General features: G+C 68.1%; 21 protein-coding genes. 10 read left to right on the top strand and 11 right to left on the bottom strand.

Features of this window, described 5'->3' with window-relative positions:
* The 5 genes from thrS to VKZ87_RS00935 form a co-directional block, all read left to right on the top strand.
* Positions 1-1,204, top strand: a 1,204-nt coding sequence (gene thrS, locus VKZ87_RS00915; protein ID WP_324219352.1) for a threonine--tRNA ligase, incomplete at its 5' end; no start/stop codon positions are given.
* Positions 1,205-1,263: 59 nt separating this feature from the next.
* The gene (gene infC / locus VKZ87_RS00920) at positions 1,264-1,806 is read left to right on the top strand and encodes a translation initiation factor IF-3 (RefSeq protein WP_324219387.1); all 543 of its coding nucleotides are present in this window, start codon (positions 1,264-1,266) and stop codon (positions 1,804-1,806) included.
* A 95-nt stretch (positions 1,807-1,901) separates the two neighbouring features.
* Positions 1,902-2,879, top strand: coding sequence for an NADPH:quinone oxidoreductase family protein (locus tag VKZ87_RS00925; RefSeq protein ID WP_349254788.1), 978 nt, complete (start codon positions 1,902-1,904; stop codon positions 2,877-2,879).
* A gap of 57 nt (positions 2,880-2,936) precedes the next feature.
* On the top strand, positions 2,937-4,154 hold the full coding sequence (locus VKZ87_RS00930; protein ID WP_324219354.1) for a class I SAM-dependent methyltransferase: 1,218 nt from the start codon (positions 2,937-2,939) through the stop codon (positions 4,152-4,154).
* Positions 4,155-4,192: 38 nt separating this feature from the next.
* On the top strand, positions 4,193-5,902 hold the full coding sequence (locus VKZ87_RS00935; protein ID WP_324219355.1) for an OPT family oligopeptide transporter: 1,710 nt from the start codon (positions 4,193-4,195) through the stop codon (positions 5,900-5,902).
* Here the strand turns inward: VKZ87_RS00935 and VKZ87_RS00940 are convergent, their stop codons facing one another.
* From VKZ87_RS00940 to VKZ87_RS00990, 11 genes are all read right to left on the bottom strand, one after another.
* Complete coding sequence (locus VKZ87_RS00940) at positions 5,903-6,502, bottom strand: nicotinate-nucleotide adenylyltransferase (RefSeq protein WP_324219356.1); 600 nt, start codon at positions 6,500-6,502, stop codon at positions 5,903-5,905.
* Positions 6,503-6,528: 26 nt separating this feature from the next.
* Positions 6,529-7,806 carry a glutamate-5-semialdehyde dehydrogenase gene (locus VKZ87_RS00945; protein WP_324219357.1) on the bottom strand — a complete coding sequence of 426 codons (1,278 nt, stop codon included), beginning with the start codon at positions 7,804-7,806 and terminating at the stop codon, positions 6,529-6,531.
* Positions 7,803-8,918 (bottom strand): glutamate 5-kinase, encoded by a 1,116-nt coding sequence (gene proB, locus VKZ87_RS00950; RefSeq protein ID WP_324219358.1) that lies wholly within the window; start codon positions 8,916-8,918, stop codon positions 7,803-7,805. The genes VKZ87_RS00945 and proB overlap by 4 nt, the downstream gene beginning before the upstream one ends.
* A complete protein-coding gene (gene obgE / locus VKZ87_RS00955; RefSeq protein ID WP_324219359.1) occupies positions 8,911-9,933 on the bottom strand; it encodes a GTPase ObgE in 1,023 nt (340 codons plus the stop codon). Before obgE ends, proB begins: the two co-directional genes overlap by 8 nt.
* 92 nt (positions 9,934-10,025) lie before the next feature.
* On the bottom strand, positions 10,026-10,286 hold the full coding sequence (gene rpmA, locus VKZ87_RS00960) for a 50S ribosomal protein L27 (protein WP_324219360.1): 261 nt from the start codon (positions 10,284-10,286) through the stop codon (positions 10,026-10,028).
* 30 nt (positions 10,287-10,316) lie between these two features.
* Positions 10,317-10,625 (bottom strand): 50S ribosomal protein L21, encoded by a 309-nt coding sequence (rplU, locus tag VKZ87_RS00965; RefSeq protein WP_324219361.1) that lies wholly within the window; start codon positions 10,623-10,625, stop codon positions 10,317-10,319.
* An 88-nt stretch (positions 10,626-10,713) separates the two neighbouring features.
* Positions 10,714-11,199 (bottom strand): thermonuclease family protein, encoded by a 486-nt coding sequence (locus VKZ87_RS00970; protein WP_324219362.1) that lies wholly within the window; start codon positions 11,197-11,199, stop codon positions 10,714-10,716.
* 82 nt (positions 11,200-11,281) lie between these two features.
* Complete coding sequence (locus VKZ87_RS00975; RefSeq protein ID WP_324219363.1) at positions 11,282-12,133, bottom strand: nucleotidyltransferase domain-containing protein; 852 nt, start codon at positions 12,131-12,133, stop codon at positions 11,282-11,284.
* 17 nt (positions 12,134-12,150) lie between these two features.
* On the bottom strand, positions 12,151-12,582 hold the full coding sequence (locus VKZ87_RS00980) for a tellurite resistance TerB family protein (protein ID WP_324219364.1): 432 nt from the start codon (positions 12,580-12,582) through the stop codon (positions 12,151-12,153).
* 147 nt (positions 12,583-12,729) lie between these two features.
* Positions 12,730-15,513, bottom strand: coding sequence for an ATP-dependent DNA helicase (locus VKZ87_RS00985; RefSeq protein ID WP_324219365.1), 2,784 nt, complete (start codon positions 15,511-15,513; stop codon positions 12,730-12,732).
* A gap of 570 nt (positions 15,514-16,083) precedes the next feature.
* Positions 16,084-16,719 carry a helix-turn-helix transcriptional regulator gene (locus VKZ87_RS00990; protein WP_324219366.1) on the bottom strand — a complete coding sequence of 212 codons (636 nt, stop codon included), beginning with the start codon at positions 16,717-16,719 and terminating at the stop codon, positions 16,084-16,086.
* A gap of 113 nt (positions 16,720-16,832) precedes the next feature.
* Here VKZ87_RS00990 and VKZ87_RS00995 point away from each other — a divergent pair, with 113 nt between their 5' ends.
* The 5 genes from VKZ87_RS00995 to VKZ87_RS01015 all read left to right on the top strand — a co-directional run bounded on the left by VKZ87_RS00995 (position 16,833) and on the right by VKZ87_RS01015 (position 20,249).
* Positions 16,833-17,330: a hypothetical protein gene (locus VKZ87_RS00995; protein WP_324219367.1), complete on the top strand. Its 498-nt coding sequence runs from the start codon at positions 16,833-16,835 to the stop codon at positions 17,328-17,330.
* A 139-nt stretch (positions 17,331-17,469) separates the two neighbouring features.
* Positions 17,470-17,616, top strand: coding sequence for a hypothetical protein (locus VKZ87_RS01000; protein WP_324219368.1), 147 nt, complete (start codon positions 17,470-17,472; stop codon positions 17,614-17,616).
* Positions 17,617-17,623: 7 nt separating this feature from the next.
* The gene (locus VKZ87_RS01005) at positions 17,624-19,279 is read left to right on the top strand and encodes a portal protein (protein ID WP_414655610.1); all 1,656 of its coding nucleotides are present in this window, start codon (positions 17,624-17,626) and stop codon (positions 19,277-19,279) included.
* Positions 19,276-19,497 (top strand): hypothetical protein, encoded by a 222-nt coding sequence (locus VKZ87_RS01010; RefSeq protein WP_324219369.1) that lies wholly within the window; start codon positions 19,276-19,278, stop codon positions 19,495-19,497. The genes VKZ87_RS01005 and VKZ87_RS01010 overlap by 4 nt, the downstream gene beginning before the upstream one ends.
* A 29-nt stretch (positions 19,498-19,526) precedes the next feature.
* Positions 19,527-20,249 carry a capsid assembly protein gene (locus tag VKZ87_RS01015; RefSeq protein WP_324219370.1) on the top strand — a complete coding sequence of 241 codons (723 nt, stop codon included), beginning with the start codon at positions 19,527-19,529 and terminating at the stop codon, positions 20,247-20,249.
* Positions 20,250-20,272: the final 23 nt, after the last annotated feature.

Here is a 20,272-nt window from a genome sequence, read left to right on the forward strand (position 1 = left end):
CCGCGAAATGGGCCTGTTCCACCAGCAGGAAGAAGCCGCCGGCATGGTCTTCTGGCATCCCAAGGGCTGGACGCTGTACCGGACGCTGGAGCGCTACATGCGCCAGCGGCTGGAGAAGGCGCGCTACCAGGAAGTGAAGACCCCGCAGCTGGTCGACCGCAAGCTCTGGGAGGCCTCCGGCCACTGGGAGAAGTTCCGCGAGAGCATGTATATCGCGGAGAACGAGGAAGGCATCCGCGACTATGCCGCCAATCCCGGCGAGCGCATCTTCGCGCTGAAGCCGATGAACTGCCCCTGCCATGTGCAGATCTTCAACCAGGGGCTCAAGAGCTACCGCGACCTGCCGCTGCGCATGGCCGAGTTCGGCTCCTGCCACCGCTTCGAGCCGGGCGGTGCGCTGCACGGCATCATGCGGGTGCGCAACTTCACCCAGGACGATGCGCATATCTTCTGCACCGAGGAGCAGATCATCTCGGAGTCGAAGATCTTCTGCGACCTGCTGCGCTCGATCTACCGCGACCTCGGCTTCGACGACGTCCGGGTGAAATTCTCCGACCGTCCGGCCGTCCGCGCCGGCAGCGACCAGACCTGGGACCGCGCCGAGAATGCCCTTAAGGCGGCCTGCGAGGCCTCCGGCCTGGACTACACGCTCAATCCCGGCGAGGGCGCCTTCTACGGCCCGAAGCTGGAATTCGTGCTGCGCGACACGATCGGCCGCGACTGGCAGTGCGGCACCCTGCAGGTCGACTTCGTGCTGCCCGAGCGGCTCGATGCCTCCTATGTCGGCCCCGACGGCCAGCGCCACCGGCCGGTCATGCTGCACCGGGCGATCCTGGGCAGCTTCGAGCGCTTCATCGGCATCCTGCTCGAGCAATATGCCGGGAAACTGCCGCTCTGGCTCAGCCCGGTCCAGGTCGTGGTGGCGCCGATCGTGTCGGACTGCGACACCTATGCGGAAGAGGTCGCGGCCCAGATGGAGGCGGCCGGCCTGCGGGTCGATACCGACCTGCGCAACGAAAAGATCAACTACAAGATCCGCGAGCTCAGCCTGGCCAAGGTCCCGGTCATCGCCGTGGTCGGCAAGAAGGAGGCCGAGCAGCGCACCCTGACCCTGCGGCGGCTCGGCGAAGAGAAGCAGGAAACCGTTGCTTTGGCCGACGCGATTGCTAGATTGACCGCCGAAGCCCGCATGCCCCAGGGTTGATCCCGCGAGCAGCTGGCCTAACTCACTGATTTCGCTGAAACCACGATAAGGAGCGCGTCATAGCCCGTCCACCCTTCAATGCCCCGCCGCAGCCGAAAAACGATGGCCCGCGGGTCAACCACGAGATCGACGTCCCCTCAGTCCGTCTGATCGACGCCGCCGGAGAGAACCGCGGCATTGTTCCCATTCGCGAAGCGTTGCGCCTGGCTGAGGAAGCCGGCCTCGATCTCTGCGAGATCTCGCCCACCGCGCAGCCCCCCGTCGCCAAGATCCTCGACTACGGCAAGTACAAGTACGAGGCCCAGAAGAAGGCGGCCGAGGCGCGCAAGAAGCAGAAGGTCATCGAGATCAAGGAAATCAAGCTGCGCCCGATGATCGACACGCATGACTATGACGTGAAGATGAAGGCGATGCAGCGCTTCCTGGAAGAGGGCGACAAGGTGAAAGTCACCCTGCGCTTCCGCGGCCGCGAGATGGCGCACCAGGAACTCGGCATGAAACTGCTCGAGCGGGTCCGCGAGGATCTCGGCGAAAAGGCCAAGGTGGAGCAGACGCCCAAGATGGAAGGGCGCCAGATGACCATGGTCATGTCTCCGAAGTGAGCTGACGACGAATGTGGCGCCGTCTTCCGCGACGGCGCCATTTCTGTATCTGCACGACAAGGGAAAAAGGGAGAGCTCCGATGGGCGCGACAGCGGTGAAGGCGATGGTGTGCAAGGCCTGGGGCGGACCCGAGAGCCTCAGCCTGGAAGACCTGCCGCTGCCGGCACTCGGCCCGCGCGACGTGCGCATCAAGGTGCATGCCGCCGGCCTGAATTTCCCCGACACCCTGATGATCGCCGGCAAGTACCAGTTCAAGCCGGCCTTCCCCTTCGCGCCCGGCATGGAATGTGCCGGCGAGATCGCCGAAGTCGGCGAGAAGGTCAGCGACGTCAAGGTCGGCGACCGCGTGATGGCCACCACCGGCCACGGCGCCTTCGGCGAGATGGTGAACTGCCCCGCCGCCAATGTCTTCAAAATTCCCGACAGCATGCCCTTCGAGGTCGCAGCCGGCTTCCCGATCACCTACGGCACCACCTATCACGCGCTGGTCGATCGCGGCCGCATGAAGAAAGGCGAGGTGCTGCTGGTGCATGGCGCGGCGGGCGGCGTCGGCCTCAATGCGGTCGAACTCGGCCGCGAGCTCGGCGCCACGGTGATCGGCACGGTGGGCTCGGACGAGAAGGCCGCCATCGTGAAGGAATACGGCGCGGCCCATGTCATCAATTACTCGAAGGAAAGCATCAAGGACCGGGTCAAGGAACTCACCGGTGGCAACGGCGCCGACGTGATCTACGACGCGGTCGGCGGCGATGCCTTCGACCAGAGCCTGCGCTGCATCAACTGGGACGGCCGCCTGCTGGTGATCGGCTTCGCCTCGGGCCGCATTCCCGAGGCGCCGGCCAATCTGGCGCTGATCAAGGGCTGCAGCATCGTCGGCGTCTTCTGGGGCGCCTTCGCCGCCCGCGAGCCGGAGAAGAACCGCGCCAATTTCGCCGCATTGCTGGCGCTCTACGAGCAGGGCCGGCTGAAGCCGCATGTCTCGACGACCTTCCCGCTCTCCGAAGTGCCGCAGGCGATGCAGGCCCTGCTGTCGCGCAAGACCACCGGCAAGGTCGTCATCAGGGTCGCGTGACCAGAATGAAACGGGATGCCCGGGTCAGGCCCGGACATCCTGTTTTCGTGGTGAATGATGACCGACTCCGTCAAGGCCCAGTATGAAGCGCTGCCCTATCCGGCGCGTGATCCGGCGGACGAAAAGCGCCGGCTGATCACCGGCTCGCCCAGCTTCCTGCCGGAGCTGAACCATTACGTCTTCGCCGGACGGCGCGATTTCTCCAGACCCATGCGGGTGCTGGTGGCCGGCGGCGGCACCGGCGACAACCTGATCCAGCTGGCGCAGTATCTCGCCGCCAGCGGCAGCAGACACGAGGTCGTCTATCTCGATCTCTCGGCCGCGGCGCGCGAAGTGGCCGAGGCGCGCGCCAGGATGCGTGGGCTGACCAATACCCGCTTCGTCACCGGCTCGCTGCTCGATGTCGCCTCGCTCGCGCCGGGTTCCTACGACTACATCGACTGCTGCGGCGTGCTGCATCACCTGCCCGATCCGGCGGCCGGGCTCGCGGCGCTGAAAGCGGTGCTCGCGCCCGGTGGCGGCATGGGGCTGATGGTCTATGGTCGCTACGGCCGCGCGGGCGTCTATCCGCTGCAGGATGCCCTGCGGCAGCTCACGCCGGCGACCGAAGCCCCGAGCGAGCGCATCGCCGTGGCGAAGGCCCTGCTGGCCGAACTGCCCGATGGCAACGAGTTCAAACGCAATCCCTTCGTCGGCGACCACACCACCGGCGATGCCGGCCTGTACGACCTGCTGCTGCACAGCCAGGACCGCGCCTACACGGTGCCCGAGCTGCATGAGCTGGTGAACGGCGCCGGACTGGCCATCTCCGCCTGGATCGAATCCTGCCGCTACGATCCGCTCACCTATCTGAAGGACCCGGAGCTGCGCCGCCGTGCATCGGCGCTCGCGCCGCTGGAGCAGGCGGCTCTGGCCGAACGCCTGAGCGGCGCGATGAAGACTCACGTCGTCTACGTCGTGGCGCCTGACCGGCAGCAGGTTGCCGTGGCGCAGCCCGCGCCCGATCTGGTGCCTTGGCTGAACGGCGTGCCGCCGCGCGCGCTGGCCGACACATTCGCCAAACGCGGCGAACTCGTCGTCACTTTCCATACCGAACGCTTCGTCTTTGCCGCGCCGCCGCGCGCCCCCGAGATCGCCGCGCTGATGGACGGCCGTCGCAGTCTGAGCCAGATCGCGCAGGCGCTGGGCCTTGGCTGGGACGACTTCCTTGCGGCCTACGCGCCGCTGCATCGGCTGCTCACCGGCATCAACAAGCTTTTCCTGCGCGGCATCTGAACGGTTGCTCTGACCGGTCTCCGGTCTAGATGCTGCCCATGGCCTCTCCGGACCAGCCCTCCCGCCTGCCGGAACTGACCATCCGCGCCATCCTGACCGGGCTCGTCATCGGCACGGTGCTCACGCCGTGCAACGTCTATGCGGGGCTGAAGATCGGCTGGGCCTTCAACATGGCGATCGCCGCCGGCCTGCTCGGCTACGGGCTCTGGCGGCTGCTGCCGGCGCGGGAATTCGGCCTGCTGGAAAACAACATCAACCAGATGATCGCGTCGTCCGCCGCCTCGATCATCTCCGGCGGACTTGTGGCGCCGATCCCCGCGCTCACCATGCTGACCGGCCAGACGCTCGCCTGGCAGTGGCTGATCGTCTGGGTCTTCGCGGTCAGCGCGCTCGGCGTCGTGGTGGCAGTCGGTCTGCGCCAGCAGTTGCTGCTGCGCGAGCAGCTCGCCTTTCCCGCCGGCATCGCCACTGCCGAGACGATGACGCGCATCCACGATCATGGCGGCGAGGCGTCCGCCCGGCTGCGCGTGCTGCTGGCCGCGGCCGGCGTCTCGGGCGCGCTGAAGCTGGTCAACGATCTGCTCGTCGCCCTGCCGCGGCTGGCGCCGCCGCTCAAACTCGGCGGCTACTCCTTCGCCAATCTCGGCTTCGCCTTCGATCCCTCGCTGCTGCTGTTCGGCTTTGGCGCCATCATCGGACTGCGTGCGGGTCTCTCGATCCTGCTCGGCACGGTGATCGCCTGGGGCTGGCTGGCGACCCATGTCCTGGCGCAGGGCTGGGTGGAAGCCGGCGCTAGGAACGAGGCCTGGTTCGAGCCGCTGGTGACCTGGCTGCTCTGGCCCGGCGCGACGCTGATGGTGTTTTCCTCGCTCACCTCCTTCGCGCTGGCGCTCGCCGGCCTGCGGCGCCGGACGGCAATCCGCGCCAGCCGCGTCTCCGCGCCGCGGCAGATGATCGCGCTCGCCCTGGCATCGCTGCTGGTGATCCTCGCCGCGATGCTGCTGTTCGACATCGCGCTGTGGCAGGCCGTGCTGGCCGTGCTGCTCAGTTACGTGCTCGCCATCGTCGCGGCGCGGGTGACCGGCGAGACCGGCATCACGCCGATCGGCGCCATGGGCCAGATCACGCAATTCGCCTATGGCCTGGTCTCGCCGGGTAATCTCACCGCCAATCTGATGACCGCCAACATCACCGGCGGCGCGGCCGGGCAATGCGCCGACCTGATGCAGGATCTCAAGACCGGCCTGATGATCGGCGCGCGGCTGCGCTTCCAGGTGATCGCGCAGATCCTCGGCGTCGCCATCGGCAGTCTGGTCGGCGTGGCGGTCTATCTCACGCTGATCCCCGATCCGGCGGCCATGCTGATGACCGCCGACTGGCCGGCGCCGGCCGTCGCCACCTGGAAGGCGGTGGCCGAGGTGATGACGCAGGGCCTGGCTTCCCTGCCGCCGGGCGCATTGCCGGCAATGGCTGTGGCCGCCGGCTGCGGTATCGCGCTGGCCCTGCTGGAACGCCTGCTGCCGCCGCGGATCGCGCGGCGTCTGCCCAGCGCGCCGGCGATCGGTCTCGCCTTCGTCATTCCGGCCTGGAACGGCCTGTCGCTGTTTCTCGGCGCGGCGCTGGCGGCGATACTCGCGCGCATGATGCCCGGCTGGTCGCAGCGCCATGCCTTCGGCCTCGCGGCCGGTCTGGTCGCCGGCGAAAGCCTGATCGGCGTCGCGACGCTGGCGCTGAAGCTGCTGGTCTGATCAGCGCGTCTTGCGGCCCTGACGGATCGCCGTCGCGCTCAAGGGATTGAGTTTCGATTTCAGCAGCAGGAAGGCCGGCGGCTTCGCATCGGCCAGCGCGGCGGCCTCGCTCGGCTTTCTGCGATACTGCGCCAGCCAGCGGCCGGCGAGGCTCTGCGGCGCGGTGAGATTGTGGCCGGGGCGGTCGAGCACGCAGATCGGCATGCTGCGCGCGATCTGCTGCCAGCTCTCCCAGTGACGGATCTGGTTCAGGTTGTCGGCGCCCATCAGCCAGACGAAGCGCATGTTGGGATAATGCCGCCGCAACTGCTGCAGCGTGTCGGCCGTGTAGCGCGTGCCCAGCCGCGATTCCACCGCGGTGACCCGGATGCGCGGATGGCTGGCCACGGCCTCGGCGCCGCGCAGGCGCTGCGCCAGCGGCGCCATGCCGTCGGTGTCCTTGAGCGGATTCTGCGGGCTGACCAGCCACCAGACGCAATCGAGCTTCAGCCGGTGCAGCGCGGTCAGGCTGATCTCGCGATGCGCCGCATGGGCCGGATTGAAGCTGCCGCCGAGCAGGCCAATACGCAGTGACAGGCGCGAACCGAAGGCAGGGATCATGGGTGGTTCGCGCGTCCGCCGTCCGATCAGGGCCGGGTCTGGCCGTTGCCGCGGACGAGATATTTGAAGGTCGTCAGCTGCTCGACGCCGACCGGGCCGCGGGCATGCATCTTGCCGGTGGCGATGCCGATCTCGGCGCCCATGCCGAACTCGCCGCCATCGGCGAACTGCGTCGAGGCGTTGTGCAACAGGATGGCGCTGTCGAGCTCGTTCATGAAGCGCGCGGCATGGCCGGCATCCTCGGTGAGGATCGCCTCGGTATGATGCGAGCCGTAGGTCGAGATGTGCCGGATCGCCTCGCCGACATCCGCCACGACCTTCGCGGCGATGATGGCGTCGAGATATTCCGTCCCCCAGTCTTCCTCCGAGGCCGGCTTCACGCGCGCATCGACCTTCTGCACCTCCGGATCGCCGCGCACCTCGCAGCCGGCATCCAGCAGCGCCTTCACCAGGCGGGGCAGGTGGGTGTTCACGGCGGCGCGTTCCACCAGCAGGGTCTCAGCCGCGCCGCAGACGCCCGTGCGGCGCAGCTTGGCGTTCAGCACCACGCGCTCGGCCATCTCCGCATCGGCGCTGGCCTCGACATAGACATGGCAGTTGCCCTCGAGATGGGCGAAGACCGGCACGCGGCTTTCCGCCTGCACGCGGGCGACCAGCGACTTGCCGCCGCGGGGCACGATCACGTCCAGCCATTCGGCCGCCGCCAGCATCGCGCCGACAAAGGCGCGGTCGGTGGTGGGCGCCAGCTGGATCGCGGTCTCCGGCAGGCCGGCCTCCTTCAGGCCCTGCACCAGCGCGGCATGGATCGCGCGGCTGGAATGATGGCTTTCCGAACCGCCGCGCAGCACGCAGGCATTGCCCGCCTTGAGGCAGAGCGCGCCGGCATCGGCCGTCACGTTGGGGCGGCTTTCGTAGATCACGCCGATCACGCCGAGCGGCGTGCGCACGCGGCTGATCTTCAGCCCGTTCGGCCGCGTCCATTCGGCGATCACGCCGCCGACCGGATCGGGCAGGGCGGCGATCTCCTCCAGCCCCTGCGCCATCGCGGCGATGCGCCTGGAATCCAGCATCAGGCGATCGAGCATTGCGGGCGTCAGGCCCTTCTCGCGGCCGGCCGCCATGTCCTTCTCGTTGGCCGCCATGATCTCGGCCTCGCGCTGCCTGAGCGCTTTTGCCGCAGCGAGCAGCGCGGCGTTCTTCCGGTCCGTCGTCGCGGTGGCGAGCGCCGCCGCCGCGGTCTTTGCGGCGCGGCCGATCGCGGCCATCGCGGCCGTCATGTCGCCAATTGCGAGATGCGCGTTCATCGCAGCACCAGATCGTCGCGGTGGATCATTTCGTCACGTCCACGGTAACCGAGAATGTCGGCGATGTCGCCGGATTTGTGGCCCTTGATGCGGCGCGCATCCTCGTCGGCATAGGCCGAAAGGCCGACGGCGATTTCGCGGCCCTCGCCGTTGACGACGCGCACCGGATCGCCGCGCTGGAAGCGGCCCTCGACCTCCACCACGCCGGCCGGCAGCAGCGAGCGGCCGGCGCGCAGGGCCCGGGCCGCGCCGGCATCCACCACCAGCGTGCCGAGCGGCGCGAGATGGCCGGCGATCCACTGCTTGCGCGCTGCGGCCGGCGTTTCCCTGGCGAGGAACCAGGTGCAGCGGCGGCCTTCGCGGATCGCGCGCACCGGATGCATGATCTTGCCGCTGGCGATCGCCATGGCGCAGCCGGCGCCGACGGCGATCTTCGCCGCCATGAGCTTGGTGATCATGCCGCCGCGGCCGAAGCCCGAGCGCGATATGCCGGCCATGGCCTCGATCTCGGGCGTGATCGCCTCGACCACGGGGAAGAAGGTGGCATCGGGATCGACGCCGGGATCGGCCGAGTAGAGGCCGTCGATATCGGAGAGCAGCAGCAGGCAGTCGGCCGAGATCATCTGCGCCACGCGGGCGGCGAGGCGATCGTTGTCGCCGAAGCGGATCTCCGTCGTCGCTACCGTGTCGTTCTCGTTGACCACCGGCACGATGCCGAGCTTGAGCAGCGTGTTCACCGTCTCGCGCGCATTGAGATAGGAGCGGCGCGATTCCGTGTCGCCGAGCGTGAGCAGGATCTGCGCCGTCCTGATGCCGTGGCGGGCCAGCGCATCGGCCCAGGCGGAAGACAGCAGGATCTGGCCGGCGGCGGCCGAGGCCTGGCTCTGCTCCAGTTCGAGATGCTTCGTCGTCAGGCCGAGCACGCGACGGCCCAGCGCGATCGCGCCCGACGAGACCACCAGCACGTCCTTGCCCTCGGCGCGCAGGGCGGCGATGTCGTCCACCAGCGCGTCCAGCCATTCGCCGCGGATCTCGCCCTTGGCGCCGTCGACCAGCAGGGCCGAGCCGACCTTGATGACGACGCGTTTCGCTTTGTCGAGGGCGTCAGTCATCGACCACCTCGCCCTTTTCCTCGGCGCGGGTCCTGGCGATCACGTCGTAGAGCGCGTCGACCACGGCGCTGACGCCTTCGCCCGACACGCCCGACAGCGCGAAGACCGGGCGCTTCGCCGCGCGCTTCAGCTTCGTCATCTTCGCCTTCAGCTCGTCGGCGGGGATGGCGTCGATCTTGTTCAGGCCGATGATCTCGGGCTTCTTGTCGAGATCCGCGCCATAGGCCTTCAGCTCCTTGCGGATCAGCTTCCAGGCGGCGACGGGATCCTCGGCGGTGCCGTCGATCAGGTGCAGGATCACGGCGCAGCGCTCGACATGGCCGAGAAAGCGATGGCCGAGGCCGGCGCCTTCGGCGGCGCCCTCGATCAGGCCGGGCAGGTCGGCCAGCACGAATTCGCGGTCGTTCGACTGCACCACGCCGAGCTGCGGCTTCAGCGTCGTGAAGGGATAATCGGCGATCTTCGGCTTGGCGCGGGAGACGCGCGACAGGAAGGTCGACTTCCCCGCATTGGGCAGGCCGACCAGGCCGGCATCGGCGATCAGCTTCAGCCGCAGCCAGATCCACTTCTCCTCGCCGGGCCAGCCGGGATCGGCGCGGCGCGGCGCGCGGTTGGTGGAGGATTTGTAATGCTCGTTGCCGAAGCCGCCGTCGCCGCCCTTGCACAGCAGCACGCGCTGGCCCACTTCGGTCAGGTCGGCCAGCAGCGTCTCGTTGTCCTCGGCGAAAACCTGCGTGCCCTTGGGCACCTTCAGCACCACGTCGGGCGCATTGGCGCCGGACCGCTGGCGGCCGGCGCCGTGGCCGCCGCGCTGGGCGCGGAAATGCTGCTGGTAGCGGTAGTCGATCAGCGTGTTGAGGCCGTCGACACATTCCACCCAGACGTCGCCGCCCTTGCCGCCGTTGCCGCCATCGGGTCCGCCGAACTCGATGAACTTCTCACGGCGAAAGCTCACCGCGCCGGGACCGCCCTGGCCGCTGGAGACATAGACTTTTGCCTGATCGAGAAACTTCATGATGCGGCTGCTGCGTCAGAGAAACGAAAAAGGGGAATGGCGGCGCCATTCCCCTTGATCTCGTTATTCGCTCTCGGGAAAGGCGCGTGCGATCACGCCTCCGGCGGGAGCACCGACACGTAGGTCCGGCCCTTCTTGCCCTCGTGGAACTTCACCTTGCCGGCGACCAGCGCGAACAGGGTGTGGTCCTTGCCGAGGCCGACATTCTTGCCCGGATGCATCTTGGTGCCGCGCTGGCGGACCAAGATGTTGCCGGCGAGCACGGCTTCGGAGCCGTACTTCTTGACGCCGAGGCGTTTGGACTCGGAGTCGCGACCGTTGCGCGAGGAGCCGCCAGCTTTCTTGTGTGCCATGGGATACTCTCCTTAACTCTTAACGCGCGCTCAGGCGGCGATTTCGAGGATCTTCACCGCCGTGTAGCTCTGGCGGTGGCCGTTCTTGCGGCGCGAATTCTGCCGGCGGCGCTTCTTGAAGACGATCAGCTTCGGGCCGCGGGTGCGGCCGATCACCTCGGCCTTGACCTTGGCGGCACCGACCGCCTGGCCGACCTTCAGGTCCTTGCCGGCGCCGACGGCCAGCACCTGGTCGAATTCGATCTTGTCGCCCGCCTCGCCGGCCAACAGTTCGACCTCGAGCACGTCGCCCGCTGCCACCTTATACTGCTTGCCACCGGTCTTGATTACTGCGAACATATTGAAATTCCATAGAAAAACGGCAGTGCCAGCCATCCGGCACCACCTGAATTCAAGGTGGCGCACTATAGCCGTGGCAAAAGGCCTGTCAACCCCGGATTGCCGCGCCGTTGCGGCGCTTCTGCGCCCGCCATTCCCAGGCCGGCTGGGCCTCCTCGGCCGCCCAGAGGCCGCGCCGCCCGCGCCGCGCCTCCTGCTCGGCATCCTCGTAGTCGCGGCCGTAGCGCCGGTAAGCCCAGGCCAGCCCGGCCCGGACGATCTCGCGGTTCAGCTCCAGCCCGCCGGCCCAGCAGACCGCGACGATGCGGCCGTAGCGGTCGCGGTCCTTCTCCCGGCAGCGGACCGGCCGGTCGGCGACCAGCCGGCGCAGCCAGGCGGCGGCCTCCTGGCCGCAGAGCCAGTCGACGCCGCCGCGGCGGCAGACCTGGGCCTTTTCCGGCGCATCCACCCCGTGCAGACGGTAGGTCGTGCCGTCGATCCGCAGCGTGTCGCCGTCCACGACGCTGGCGGTCTGCGCCGCCAGCGGCACGGAAATACAAACACTTAAAAGGACAAGGAGAATCAGCCATCGCATGCCCGGAAGCTAACATACAAATGTATGTTGCATACCGGTGTATGGGGGGCGCCGTACGCCGGCGGCCCCCGACGGGGCAGCGTCAGGTATTGCCGTCGCGGGTCAGCGCCGAGGTCTCGACCACCAGATGGCGCAGGCGTTCCAGCCCGTCCTGCAGGCGGCCGGAGCCGATCTCGCCGTAGATCGTGTTCACGCAGTCATTGAGCCGCCGCGGCGTCAGCGCCAGCCGTCCGGCATGGCTCACGGCATGCTTCTCGTTCAGCAGATGCTCGCCGTTGAGCGCGAAGATCACCTGGCAGAGGCAGGCGATGCAGCGGAAGGCGCAGCCCATCGTGTAATGCATGTCGGCGCGCGCCAGATTCGTTTCGCCATTGTGCAGGGCGAATTCCGCCTCCCAGAGATGGGTGCGCACCAGCGCGTCACGCAGGGCTTCGGGATACTGCAGGGTGAGGCGCTTGAGCGCCGCGAAGGCGTGGGTCGGATCCCACAGCGCGCGGCCGCAGGCCACCTCGCCGAGATAGATCGCCGAGGAGAAGCAGTGGGGATGGCCGGGCTGGTAATGCGCCGTGACGAGGCCGGTGGAGCAGTCGTCGATGACATGCCGCACCCGGTGCAGGTCGCGATAGAGCAGGTCGACGCGCTGGCCGCCGACGTTCAGCCAGCCGCCGCCGTCGATCCAGGGGCCCCAGCCGCCGATGGTGGTGACGTCCGCCTCGTCGTCGAGCAGCGTGACCGCCCGCTGCAGGGCGGCGTGATCGAAGGGATGATGGCTGTCGTAATAGAGTCCGATGTCGAAATCGGAGTCCGGCGTCGCCAGATCACGGGCGCGGCTGCCGCCGAGCACGATGGCATGGATGCCGGGTACTGCCGAGAGCGCATCGGTGATGCGTCGCAGCAGCAGGTCGTCCGGTGTCGCACCCGTCGCGTATGCCATCCACTCTCTTCAATCGCCTACTCCGCCGAGACCGCCACCAGCGCGCGCTTGTAGCGGGCGCGGCTGCCGCGTTCGATGGCGGCAGCATGCAGGCGCTCGACGCCGAGTTCATGCCGCAGCATTTCCAGCCAGCGCAGTTCCTCCTGGCGCGCATGCCCGTCCACCGCCACCATGTCGCAGGCCAGCGCATAGGCCGTCTCGCACCAGTCTTCCGGCAGGGCTTCCTTCACCAGGCCGAGCGCCGCGTCGATGCCGTCTTCCTCGTCGAGCAGCGAGACGCAGTCGCCGACCGCCACCTTCATCGCGTCCTGGCCGTAATCCTGGAAGATCGGCAGGTGCCGCACGGCGACTTCCATCGCGGCGACTTCCGAATCCTTCAGCCGGCCGTCGGCGACGGCGGCGATCACCATGGCGTAGATGAGGGCGTTCTGTGGCGTGATGGTGGACATGGTCCGTTTGCTGTCTGATGTCTGGATGCTGCTGCTGCCGCCAATCATGCGGGCTTCCCGGCAGGGCCGCAAGTGGCCCGTCATGTGACAAGAAGTATCGTTGCGACGGTCACACTTTTGCCATTCCGACGCGATTGAATGTCGCTCTCACGCGCTCTGCTGCGTGTCCGAATCCGCCCGCATCGCATTGAGAAAGCTGCGCGTCTCTGCCACTGCCTCGGCGATGCCGACGCGGCGCACGTCGACTTCCGACGGAAAGGCCGAGAGCAGCCGCGACGGCAGCTGCGCGTCCAGCACGACGAAGACGCCGTAATCGTCGGCGCGGCGCAGCAGGCGGCCATAGGCCTGTTTCAGTTTCAGCCTGGTGAGCAGGTCGTCATAGGCCTGGCCGCCGAAGGCGGCGCGGCGCGCCTTGTGCAGCAGGTCGGGCCGCGGCCAGGGCACGCGGTCGAACACCACCAGGCGCAGGCTGGCGCCGGGCACGTCGACGCCGTCGCGCATGGCGTCGGTGCCGAGCAGGCAGGCCTGTTCCTCGGCGCGGAAGATGTCGACCAGCGTCGCATTGTCGATCGGATCGACATGCTGGGCATAAAGCGGCAGCCCGGCTTCGGCGAGCGGTTTCAGGATCCGCTTCTGCACCGCGCGCAGGCGGAAGATCGCGGTGAACAATCCGAGCGCGCCGCCGCCGGCGGCGAGGAAGAGCTCGCGATAGGCAGCCGCCACCTGGTCCATCGCATCGCGGCGCACGTCGGTGACTACCAGCACGCGGGTGCGCGCGCCGTAATCGAAGGGCGAGGGAAAGGCGGCGCGGCGCGCCGGCAGCGGCAGATGGCGCACGCCGGTGCGGATCTCGGCCGATGCCCATGCCGCATCGGGCGCGGCATCGGCTTTCGCCGGCGCGAGATCGCGCAGGGTGGCCGACGTGATCGCCACGCCATGGGCGGGCTTCAGCACCGCGGCCGCGAAAGGCTGCATCGGATCAAGGTAATGCCGGTAGAGGCCGAGGTCGAGATCGCGGCCGTCACTGCGTTCCAGCGCGAACCAGTCGACGAAGGTCGGCGGCGTCTCGGTCTCGAGATCGAGCAGCATGCTGCGCCAGGCGTCCAGCGTGAGCTTGCGCCGCAGCAGGCTGCGCAGGGCGCCTTCGATGCGGCTGCGCGTCGCCGTCTCCAGTTCCGCCGTTTCGTCGGCCAGCATGTCGGAGAGCGCCTTCACCAGCCGGTTCATCGGCTCCAGCATGCGTTCGATGCCGCGCGCGAAGCCCTGCGCCGCCTCGATCAGGCCGGCGACCGGCTCCTTCGTCGGGCATTCGATGCCGTAGGGACTGTCGGGATGCGGCGCGCGCGCCAGCACCTGCTGCCTGACCTTCGCGAGAAAGGCTTCGCCGGCGCCGGCCGGATTGCCGTCCGCCAGCCGTGCCAGCCAGCCGTCGGAAGGCAGCGCGCGGGCGGCTTCCAGCATCGTTTCCAGCGCGTTGCGCGCGGTGTCGCTGTCGGTGACGAGATCGCCGATGCGGTTGGCCAGTCCGCGCGCGCGGCTGCGCCGTCCGCCTTCCGGACCGCGCAGCCAGCGCCGCAGGTCGACGCCTTCCTGTCCGGTGAGATGCGCGGCGAAGGCGCTGTCGGCGGCCTCGAAGAGATGATGGCCCTCGTCGAAGACGTAGCGCAGCGGCTTCTGGGAATCGTCATCGCCCATCGCGGCCTGGATCATCACCAGCGCATGGTTGGCGATCACCATCTCGGCCTTGCGCGACCTGCGCAGGCTGCGCTCGATGAAGCATTTGCGGTAATGCGGACAGCCGGCATGGATGCACTCGCCGCGCTGGTCGGTCAGGCCCAGCGTGCGGTTGCGGCCATGGAGATCGACCGCCCAGGCGGGGAAGTCGCCGCCGGCCAGATCGCCGTCGCGGGTCGCCAGCGCCCAGCGCGCGATCAGCGCCAGCGGCACCATGTCCTGCGGCCGCGCCGCGCCGCCCTGCGTCGCGTCTTCCAGATTGAGCAGGCAGAGATAGTTCTCGCGGCCCTTGCGGATCACCACCTTGGCATTCTTTTCCGCCGCGTCGGGAAACAGGCGGTCGAGTTCGCGGTCGAGCTGGCGCTGCAGGTTCTTGGTGAAGGTCGAGAGCCAGACGGTGCCGCCGTTCTTCTCGGCCCAGACGCTGGCCGGCGCGATATAGCCCAGCGTCTTGCCGATGCCGGTGCCGGCTTCGGCCAGCACGGCTTCGGGCATGCCGATCTGCGCCCGCGGCGCGAAGGCCTGCGCATTGGTGGCGGCGTAATCGGCCTGGGATTCGCGCCGTTCCGCCGCCCCGAATTGATTCTGGCCGAGCAGCCGCGCCAGCCGTTCGCGCGCCTCCATCGGCGAGACGCTCTGCGTGTCCGGCGGCGGTGGCGGCGCGTAATCCACCCATTCGGGCAGTTCCTGCCAGACGTCGAAACCGCCGAAGCCGCCGGCCGGCACGCTCGCCGCCGCCTCGCCGAGCGCCGCCAGGATATACGGCGCCCAGGGCCAGCCGGCCTTCTGCAATGTCCGGGCAAGGCGGGCGCAGCGTTTCAGCGCGCGCGGCGATTGCTGCGGCAGTTCGCCGAGCAGGATGCGCGCGGCCTCCTGCAGATAGAGGGATGCTTCCTCGTCGTCGGCGGCATCGAAGCCGATGCGCTGAAGCAGGCCATGGGGCGTCGGCAGGCAGAATTTGGCCGGCCGCACGAAGGCGAAGAGATCGAGCAGGTCGAGACTGGGAAAGGGTTCGACGCCGAGCCGTGCCGCGGTGGCGCGCGCATGCACCAGCAGCGGCGGCACCGCCCGTGCCCGTCGCGCCGCCGCGTCGGCCGGCAGCTTCTCGGCGCCGCCCTGCTCCGCCCACCACGCGAAACCGCCGCCGGCGACGAGGGCCGGCAGGCGGGCAAGGGCGGCGGCGAGGGCGGTGGTCATAAGGTCTTATGTCATGGCCGGGCTTATCTCGGCCACCTATAGTTTCGTCCCGCCGTCTTAGAGGAATGGCGCTGCACGATTACAAGGGGATACGCTAGTAAGGCGGTAAACTAACCACTACGCGGGAGGCGTTGTCGACTCCGTGACGAAGATGAAAATCGTATACAAAGTCACATGGCCGAACGGAAAGATATACGTTGGCAGCGATTTGACAGACTCAATTACATATTTCGGAAGCCCAGACAAACGTAGTATCGAAGCCGATTTTCCAAGCCGGGAGGATCGGCGGGACATGACGGTACGTCGCGAGATTCTATGGGAATCCGAGAGTGCATCTGATGCAGAGGTGTTGAAGAAAGAAAAAGAATTTATCATTGCTCTTCGCGCGAACGACCCCGCTATCGGTTACAATCGAAGTCCACGAGTTGGCTCAGCTTCAATAAAGCGCCGCGGGGCGGTAGAGAATTTTCCGCTCGACAGTTCGGTGAAAAGGCGTGGATGGCCGGGACAAGCCCGGCCATGACAAGGATGGTCTTTTGAGGATCGTCGCTTTACGGCGACTTCGATCCGCTACTGCGACGCCCAGACGATGCGCGAGATCCAGGCCACCTCGTGGATCTCGAAATGGCGGTCGGGATGCTCCGGGTTGAACGAGCTGAGCTCGATCCGGGTCAGCGTGCGGCGCGCCAGGATCTTGCACATCACTTCGCCTTCCACCGTCTTGGCGATGACGCGGTCGCCGCGGCGCACGCTGGCGGCCGGCGAGACGATCACCGTGTCGCCGTCGCGGTAAACCGGCAGCATGCTGTCGCCGGTGATCTCCAGCGCATAGGCGGCCGGATCGTCCAGTTCGGGGAAGGGCAGCTTCTCCCAGCCTTCGCCGGTGGGAAAACCGGCATCGTCGAAGAAGCCCGCCGCGCCCGCCTGGGCCAGGCCGATCAGCGGGATCTTGTGGCTGCTGCGCGGCCCCGGCGTCGCATTTTCCAGCAGCGCCATGAATTCCGAGACGGTCGCGCCCGTCGCTTCCATGACCTTGGCGACGGATTCCGTCGACGGCCAGCGCTGCTTGCCGTCGCGCGAGATGCGCTTGCTGCGGTTGAAGGTGGTGGGGTCGAGACCGGCCTTGCGGGCCAGCCCCGAGGCGGTCAGGCCGTATCGTTCGGCCAGCCCGTCGATTGCCGCCCAGATTGCCCGATGTGTCAGCATGGGAAGAACGTCTTACATTTCCGCGCTTTTTGCTACAGGAATATGCTCTCCTGAATCCTGTTGATGGAGAACATAAAAAGAATATAAGATCGCGCAGCCGAGGAGTACGCGCCATGTTCCTCCAGCCCCACGGGAATGAAATGGAAACACCTGCATCCGGATGCGGGTTCCCGCCGCCCGTGCTGCGGCGCCAGGGTAGCAGGCCGGCTCCGGTGAGGATGCCGGAGCAGGGCGCGCCGGACCGCGCGGTGGTGGTGTTCGGCGACGAAACCCGGCTGCGCAAGCTCCGGTGTCTGAAGCCCGGATTCCGCCACTGCGCCGTCTGGCTGCGCCTCGATCAGGGCTGGATCGGCTTCGAGCCGCTGTCTCATATGTGGGAAATCCGCCATTTTCCGCATTGGAATCGCGAGGTCGACCTGGCTGCCCATCTGCGTCGCAACGGCCGATGCGCCCTGACGGTTCCGGTCTTCGAGCCACCCCGGAAGCTGGCCGCGCCCTTGCCGGCCTCCTGCGTCGAGGCGGTCAAGCGCCTGATCGGGTTGCATTCTTGGCGGATCAGAACACCATGGGAACTTTTTCTGTGTCTCAAGAAAATAAACCTTGACGACTGACCGCAGGTGTTCTATTTTTGGTCCCGTCAGCAGCGATCGGCCCGGCTTTCCGGCCGCCAGCAGAAGGGACCAGACCATGGGTGGAATTTTCGGATCATCGCCCCCGCCTCCGCCGCCACCCCCGCCGGCGCCCGAACCGGTGAAGGACAACGCGGCCGAGCTGGCGGCGCAGGCCGCGCGCGAGCGCCGCCGCCGCGGCCAGTCGGAAACCATCGCGACCTCCTGGCGCGGACTGGAGCAGGCGCGGACTTCCGCCGCCGCGCCGAAGCGCCTGCTGGGCGAGTGAGGCGGCGATGCGCACTGCAATCCATCCGGCCGATGCGGGACGGTACGACACGGGAGAGACCGGCATGGTGGCGGCCCTGCGCCGGCGGTTTGCCCGGGCGAAGGCGCAGCGCAGCGGCTGGGAGGCGCTGTGGCACGACTGCTACGACTATGCGCTGCCGGCGCGGCGCAACGGCGTCGCCATGGCCGCGACCGGCGGCGCATCGGGCGGCCTGCGCGGCGGCGAGAAGCTGTTCGACGGCACCGCCTGCGATGCGGCCGACCAGCTTGCCGCCGCTCTGCTGGCGCAGCTGACGCCGCCCTGGTCGCGCTGGTTCGGCTTCCGCCCGGGTCGCGACGTGCCCGAGGCGCAGCGCGGCGCGGTGGCGGCCGAACTCGATGCCGCCGCCGAAATCCTGCAGGCGCAGTTCGAGCGTTCCAATCTCGCCGTCGAGCTGCACCAGAATTTCCTCGACCTCGTCGTCGCCGGCACCGCCTGTCTCGCCTGCGAGGAAGCGCCATTGGGCGAGCCGAGCGCGCTGCGCTTCACGGCGATGCCGCTGGGCGAGGTGGTGCTGGAAGAGGGCGCCGGCGGCCGTCTCGATACCGTCTTCCGCCGCCAGGACCTGACGCTCGAGCAGCTGGCGCAGCGCTATCCCGCGGTCACGCAGGCCGCGTGGTTTGCCGAGCGCCGCCGGCGCGCGACGCAGTCCGATGACGACGCAACGCGCATCGCGGTGCTCGACTGCGTGCTGCCCGAGGCGGCACCGGCCAGCGGCTACAGCTACATCGCCCTGCTCGAGGACGGCGCAGCCGGACACGGGCCGGTGCAGGATTCCGACGCCGTGCTTGCCCGCGGCCGGTTCGACCAGACGCCCTTCATCGCCTTCCGCTGGCTGAAGGCGCCGGGCGAGGCTTACGGCCGCTCGCCGGTGATGAAGGCGCTGCCCGACATCAAGACCGCCAACAAGGTCGTCGAGCTCGTTCTCAAAAACGCATCGATTGCCGTCACCGGCATCTGGCAGGCCGACGATGACGGCGTGCTCAATCCCGCCAATGTGAAACTCGTGCCCGGCGCGATCATCCCGAAAGCCGTCGGCTCCTCGGGCCTGACGCCGCTCGCCGCGCCGGGACGCTTCGACATTTCGCAGCTGGTGCTGGACGACCTGCGCGCCCGCATCCGCCATGCGCTGCTGGGCGACACCCTGGGCCAGATCGATGCGCCGCGCATGACCGCGACGGAGGTGCTGGAACGCTCCGCCGAGATGGCGCGGCTGCTGGGCGCCACCTTCGGGCGGCTGCAGAGCGAGCTGCTCGATCCGCTGATCCGCCGCGCCGTCGCGATCCTGCAGCGCCGCGGCGAGATTCCTCGCTTCGCGCTGGATGGCCGCGAGGTCGTGCTGGTGCAGCAGTCGCCGCTTGCCCGCCTGCAGGCCCAGGGCGACGTGCAGGGCACGCTGACCTGGCTCGGCCAGGTGCAGGCGCTCGGGCCGCAGGCGATGCAGGCGGTGGACGTGCTCGCCGTGGCGCGCTGGCTCGGCCGCACCCTCGGCGTGCCGGGCGAATTCCTCGTCGAGCCGGGCGAGGCGATGCCGCAGGGCGCCGGCAATCCGGTGCAGCAGATGCTGCAGCAGCTGCAGGGCGCGATCGGTCCCGCCGCCGCGCAGATGGGAGAGGCCGCATGAGCAGCCGCGACGACGACGCGATCGCAGCGGCCTTTGCGCGCTGCTTCCGCGGTGCCGATGGCGAGCGCGTGCTGGCCTATCTGCGCCGCCTCACCATCGAGCGCCGCACCGTGCCCGATGCCAGCGAAGCCGAGCTGCGGCATCTCGAAGGCCAGCGGCATCTGGTGGCGATGATCGCGCTGCTGGTGGATCGCGGCCGCTTCGGCGCCAGCCACTGAAGGAACATTACGTGAAAGGAAGAATGGCCATGACCCAGACATTGCTGAGCGACGCGGCGGATGCCGCCAACGGCTTCGACGACGTGCCGGAGAAATTCCGCGATCCGCAGACCGGCGCGCTGCGCGCCGACCTGCTGCTGAAATCCTACCGCGCGCTGGAAGCCAAGCTGGCCGGCATGGTGGCGATTCCCGGCGCGGATGCCGATGACGAGTCGCATCGCCGCTTCCGCCAGGCGCTCGGCGTGCCGGAGCGTCCGGAGGATTACGCGATCACGCTGAAGGATCCGGCGCTCTGGACCGATCCCGAGGTGAATGCGCGGCTGCATGAGGCCGGCTTCACGCCCGCCCAGGCGCAGCTCGTCTACGATCTCGCCTGCGACCATGTCGCGCCGCAGCTGCAGCGCATGGCCGGCGAGTTCCGCCACCGCAGCGAACGCGAGCGGCTGATGCAGCGCTACGGCAGCGAGCAGCGCTTCCGCGAGACGGCCCGCGCGCTGGAAGCCTGGGGCAGCCGCAACCTGCCGGCGCCGGTCTTCGAGGCGCTGGCCTCGTCCTATGAAGGCATCGTCGCGCTGGAGCAGATGATGCAGGGCGGCGATCCGGCGCTGCCGAAGGGCGGCAATGCGGCCGACGAGATGCTGAGCGAGGAGCAGCTCGTCGCGCTGATGCGCGACCCCCGTTACTGGAAGAAACGCGACCCCGAAATCCTCGCCAAGGTCACAGAAGGCTTCAGGAGGCTGTATCCGGGCTGATCGCGTCGGCTGGCCCGCGCGAC

Origin of the sequence: Ferrovibrio sp., assembly GCF_035304305.1 — a bacterium.
In the GTDB taxonomy this organism is placed as follows: Bacteria; Pseudomonadota; Alphaproteobacteria; order Ferrovibrionales; family Ferrovibrionaceae; genus Ferrovibrio.

What these genes read in the sequence shown, in the direction of transcription:
- VKZ87_RS00995 (WP_324219367.1), top strand. Translation starts at nt 16,833, where the DNA reads ATGTTCCTCCAGCCCCACGGGAATGAAATGGAAACACCTGCATCCGGA.
- VKZ87_RS00985 (WP_324219365.1), bottom strand. Translation starts at nt 15,513, where the DNA reads ATGACCACCGCCCTCGCCGCCGCCCTTGCCCGCCTGCCGGCCCTCGTC.
- VKZ87_RS01005 (WP_414655610.1), top strand. Translation starts at nt 17,624, where the DNA reads ATGCGCACTGCAATCCATCCGGCCGATGCGGGACGGTACGACACGGGA.
- VKZ87_RS00935 (WP_324219355.1), top strand. Translation starts at nt 4,193, where the DNA reads ATGGCCTCTCCGGACCAGCCCTCCCGCCTGCCGGAACTGACCATCCGC.
- VKZ87_RS01015 (WP_324219370.1), top strand. Translation starts at nt 19,527, where the DNA reads ATGACCCAGACATTGCTGAGCGACGCGGCGGATGCCGCCAACGGCTTC.
- rpmA (WP_324219360.1), bottom strand. Translation starts at nt 10,286, where the DNA reads ATGGCACACAAGAAAGCTGGCGGCTCCTCGCGCAACGGTCGCGACTCC.
- VKZ87_RS00975 (WP_324219363.1), bottom strand. Translation starts at nt 12,133, where the DNA reads ATGGCATACGCGACGGGTGCGACACCGGACGACCTGCTGCTGCGACGC.
- VKZ87_RS00990 (WP_324219366.1), bottom strand. Translation starts at nt 16,719, where the DNA reads ATGCTGACACATCGGGCAATCTGGGCGGCAATCGACGGGCTGGCCGAA.
- obgE (WP_324219359.1), bottom strand. Translation starts at nt 9,933, where the DNA reads ATGAAGTTTCTCGATCAGGCAAAAGTCTATGTCTCCAGCGGCCAGGGC.
- VKZ87_RS00945 (WP_324219357.1), bottom strand. Translation starts at nt 7,806, where the DNA reads ATGAACGCGCATCTCGCAATTGGCGACATGACGGCCGCGATGGCCGCG.
- VKZ87_RS00930 (WP_324219354.1), top strand. Translation starts at nt 2,937, where the DNA reads ATGACCGACTCCGTCAAGGCCCAGTATGAAGCGCTGCCCTATCCGGCG.
- VKZ87_RS00940 (WP_324219356.1), bottom strand. Translation starts at nt 6,502, where the DNA reads ATGATCCCTGCCTTCGGTTCGCGCCTGTCACTGCGTATTGGCCTGCTC.
- VKZ87_RS01010 (WP_324219369.1), top strand. Translation starts at nt 19,276, where the DNA reads ATGAGCAGCCGCGACGACGACGCGATCGCAGCGGCCTTTGCGCGCTGC.
- VKZ87_RS00970 (WP_324219362.1), bottom strand. Translation starts at nt 11,199, where the DNA reads ATGCGATGGCTGATTCTCCTTGTCCTTTTAAGTGTTTGTATTTCCGTG.
- proB (WP_324219358.1), bottom strand. Translation starts at nt 8,918, where the DNA reads ATGACTGACGCCCTCGACAAAGCGAAACGCGTCGTCATCAAGGTCGGC.
- VKZ87_RS00980 (WP_324219364.1), bottom strand. Translation starts at nt 12,582, where the DNA reads ATGTCCACCATCACGCCACAGAACGCCCTCATCTACGCCATGGTGATC.
- rplU (WP_324219361.1), bottom strand. Translation starts at nt 10,625, where the DNA reads ATGTTCGCAGTAATCAAGACCGGTGGCAAGCAGTATAAGGTGGCAGCG.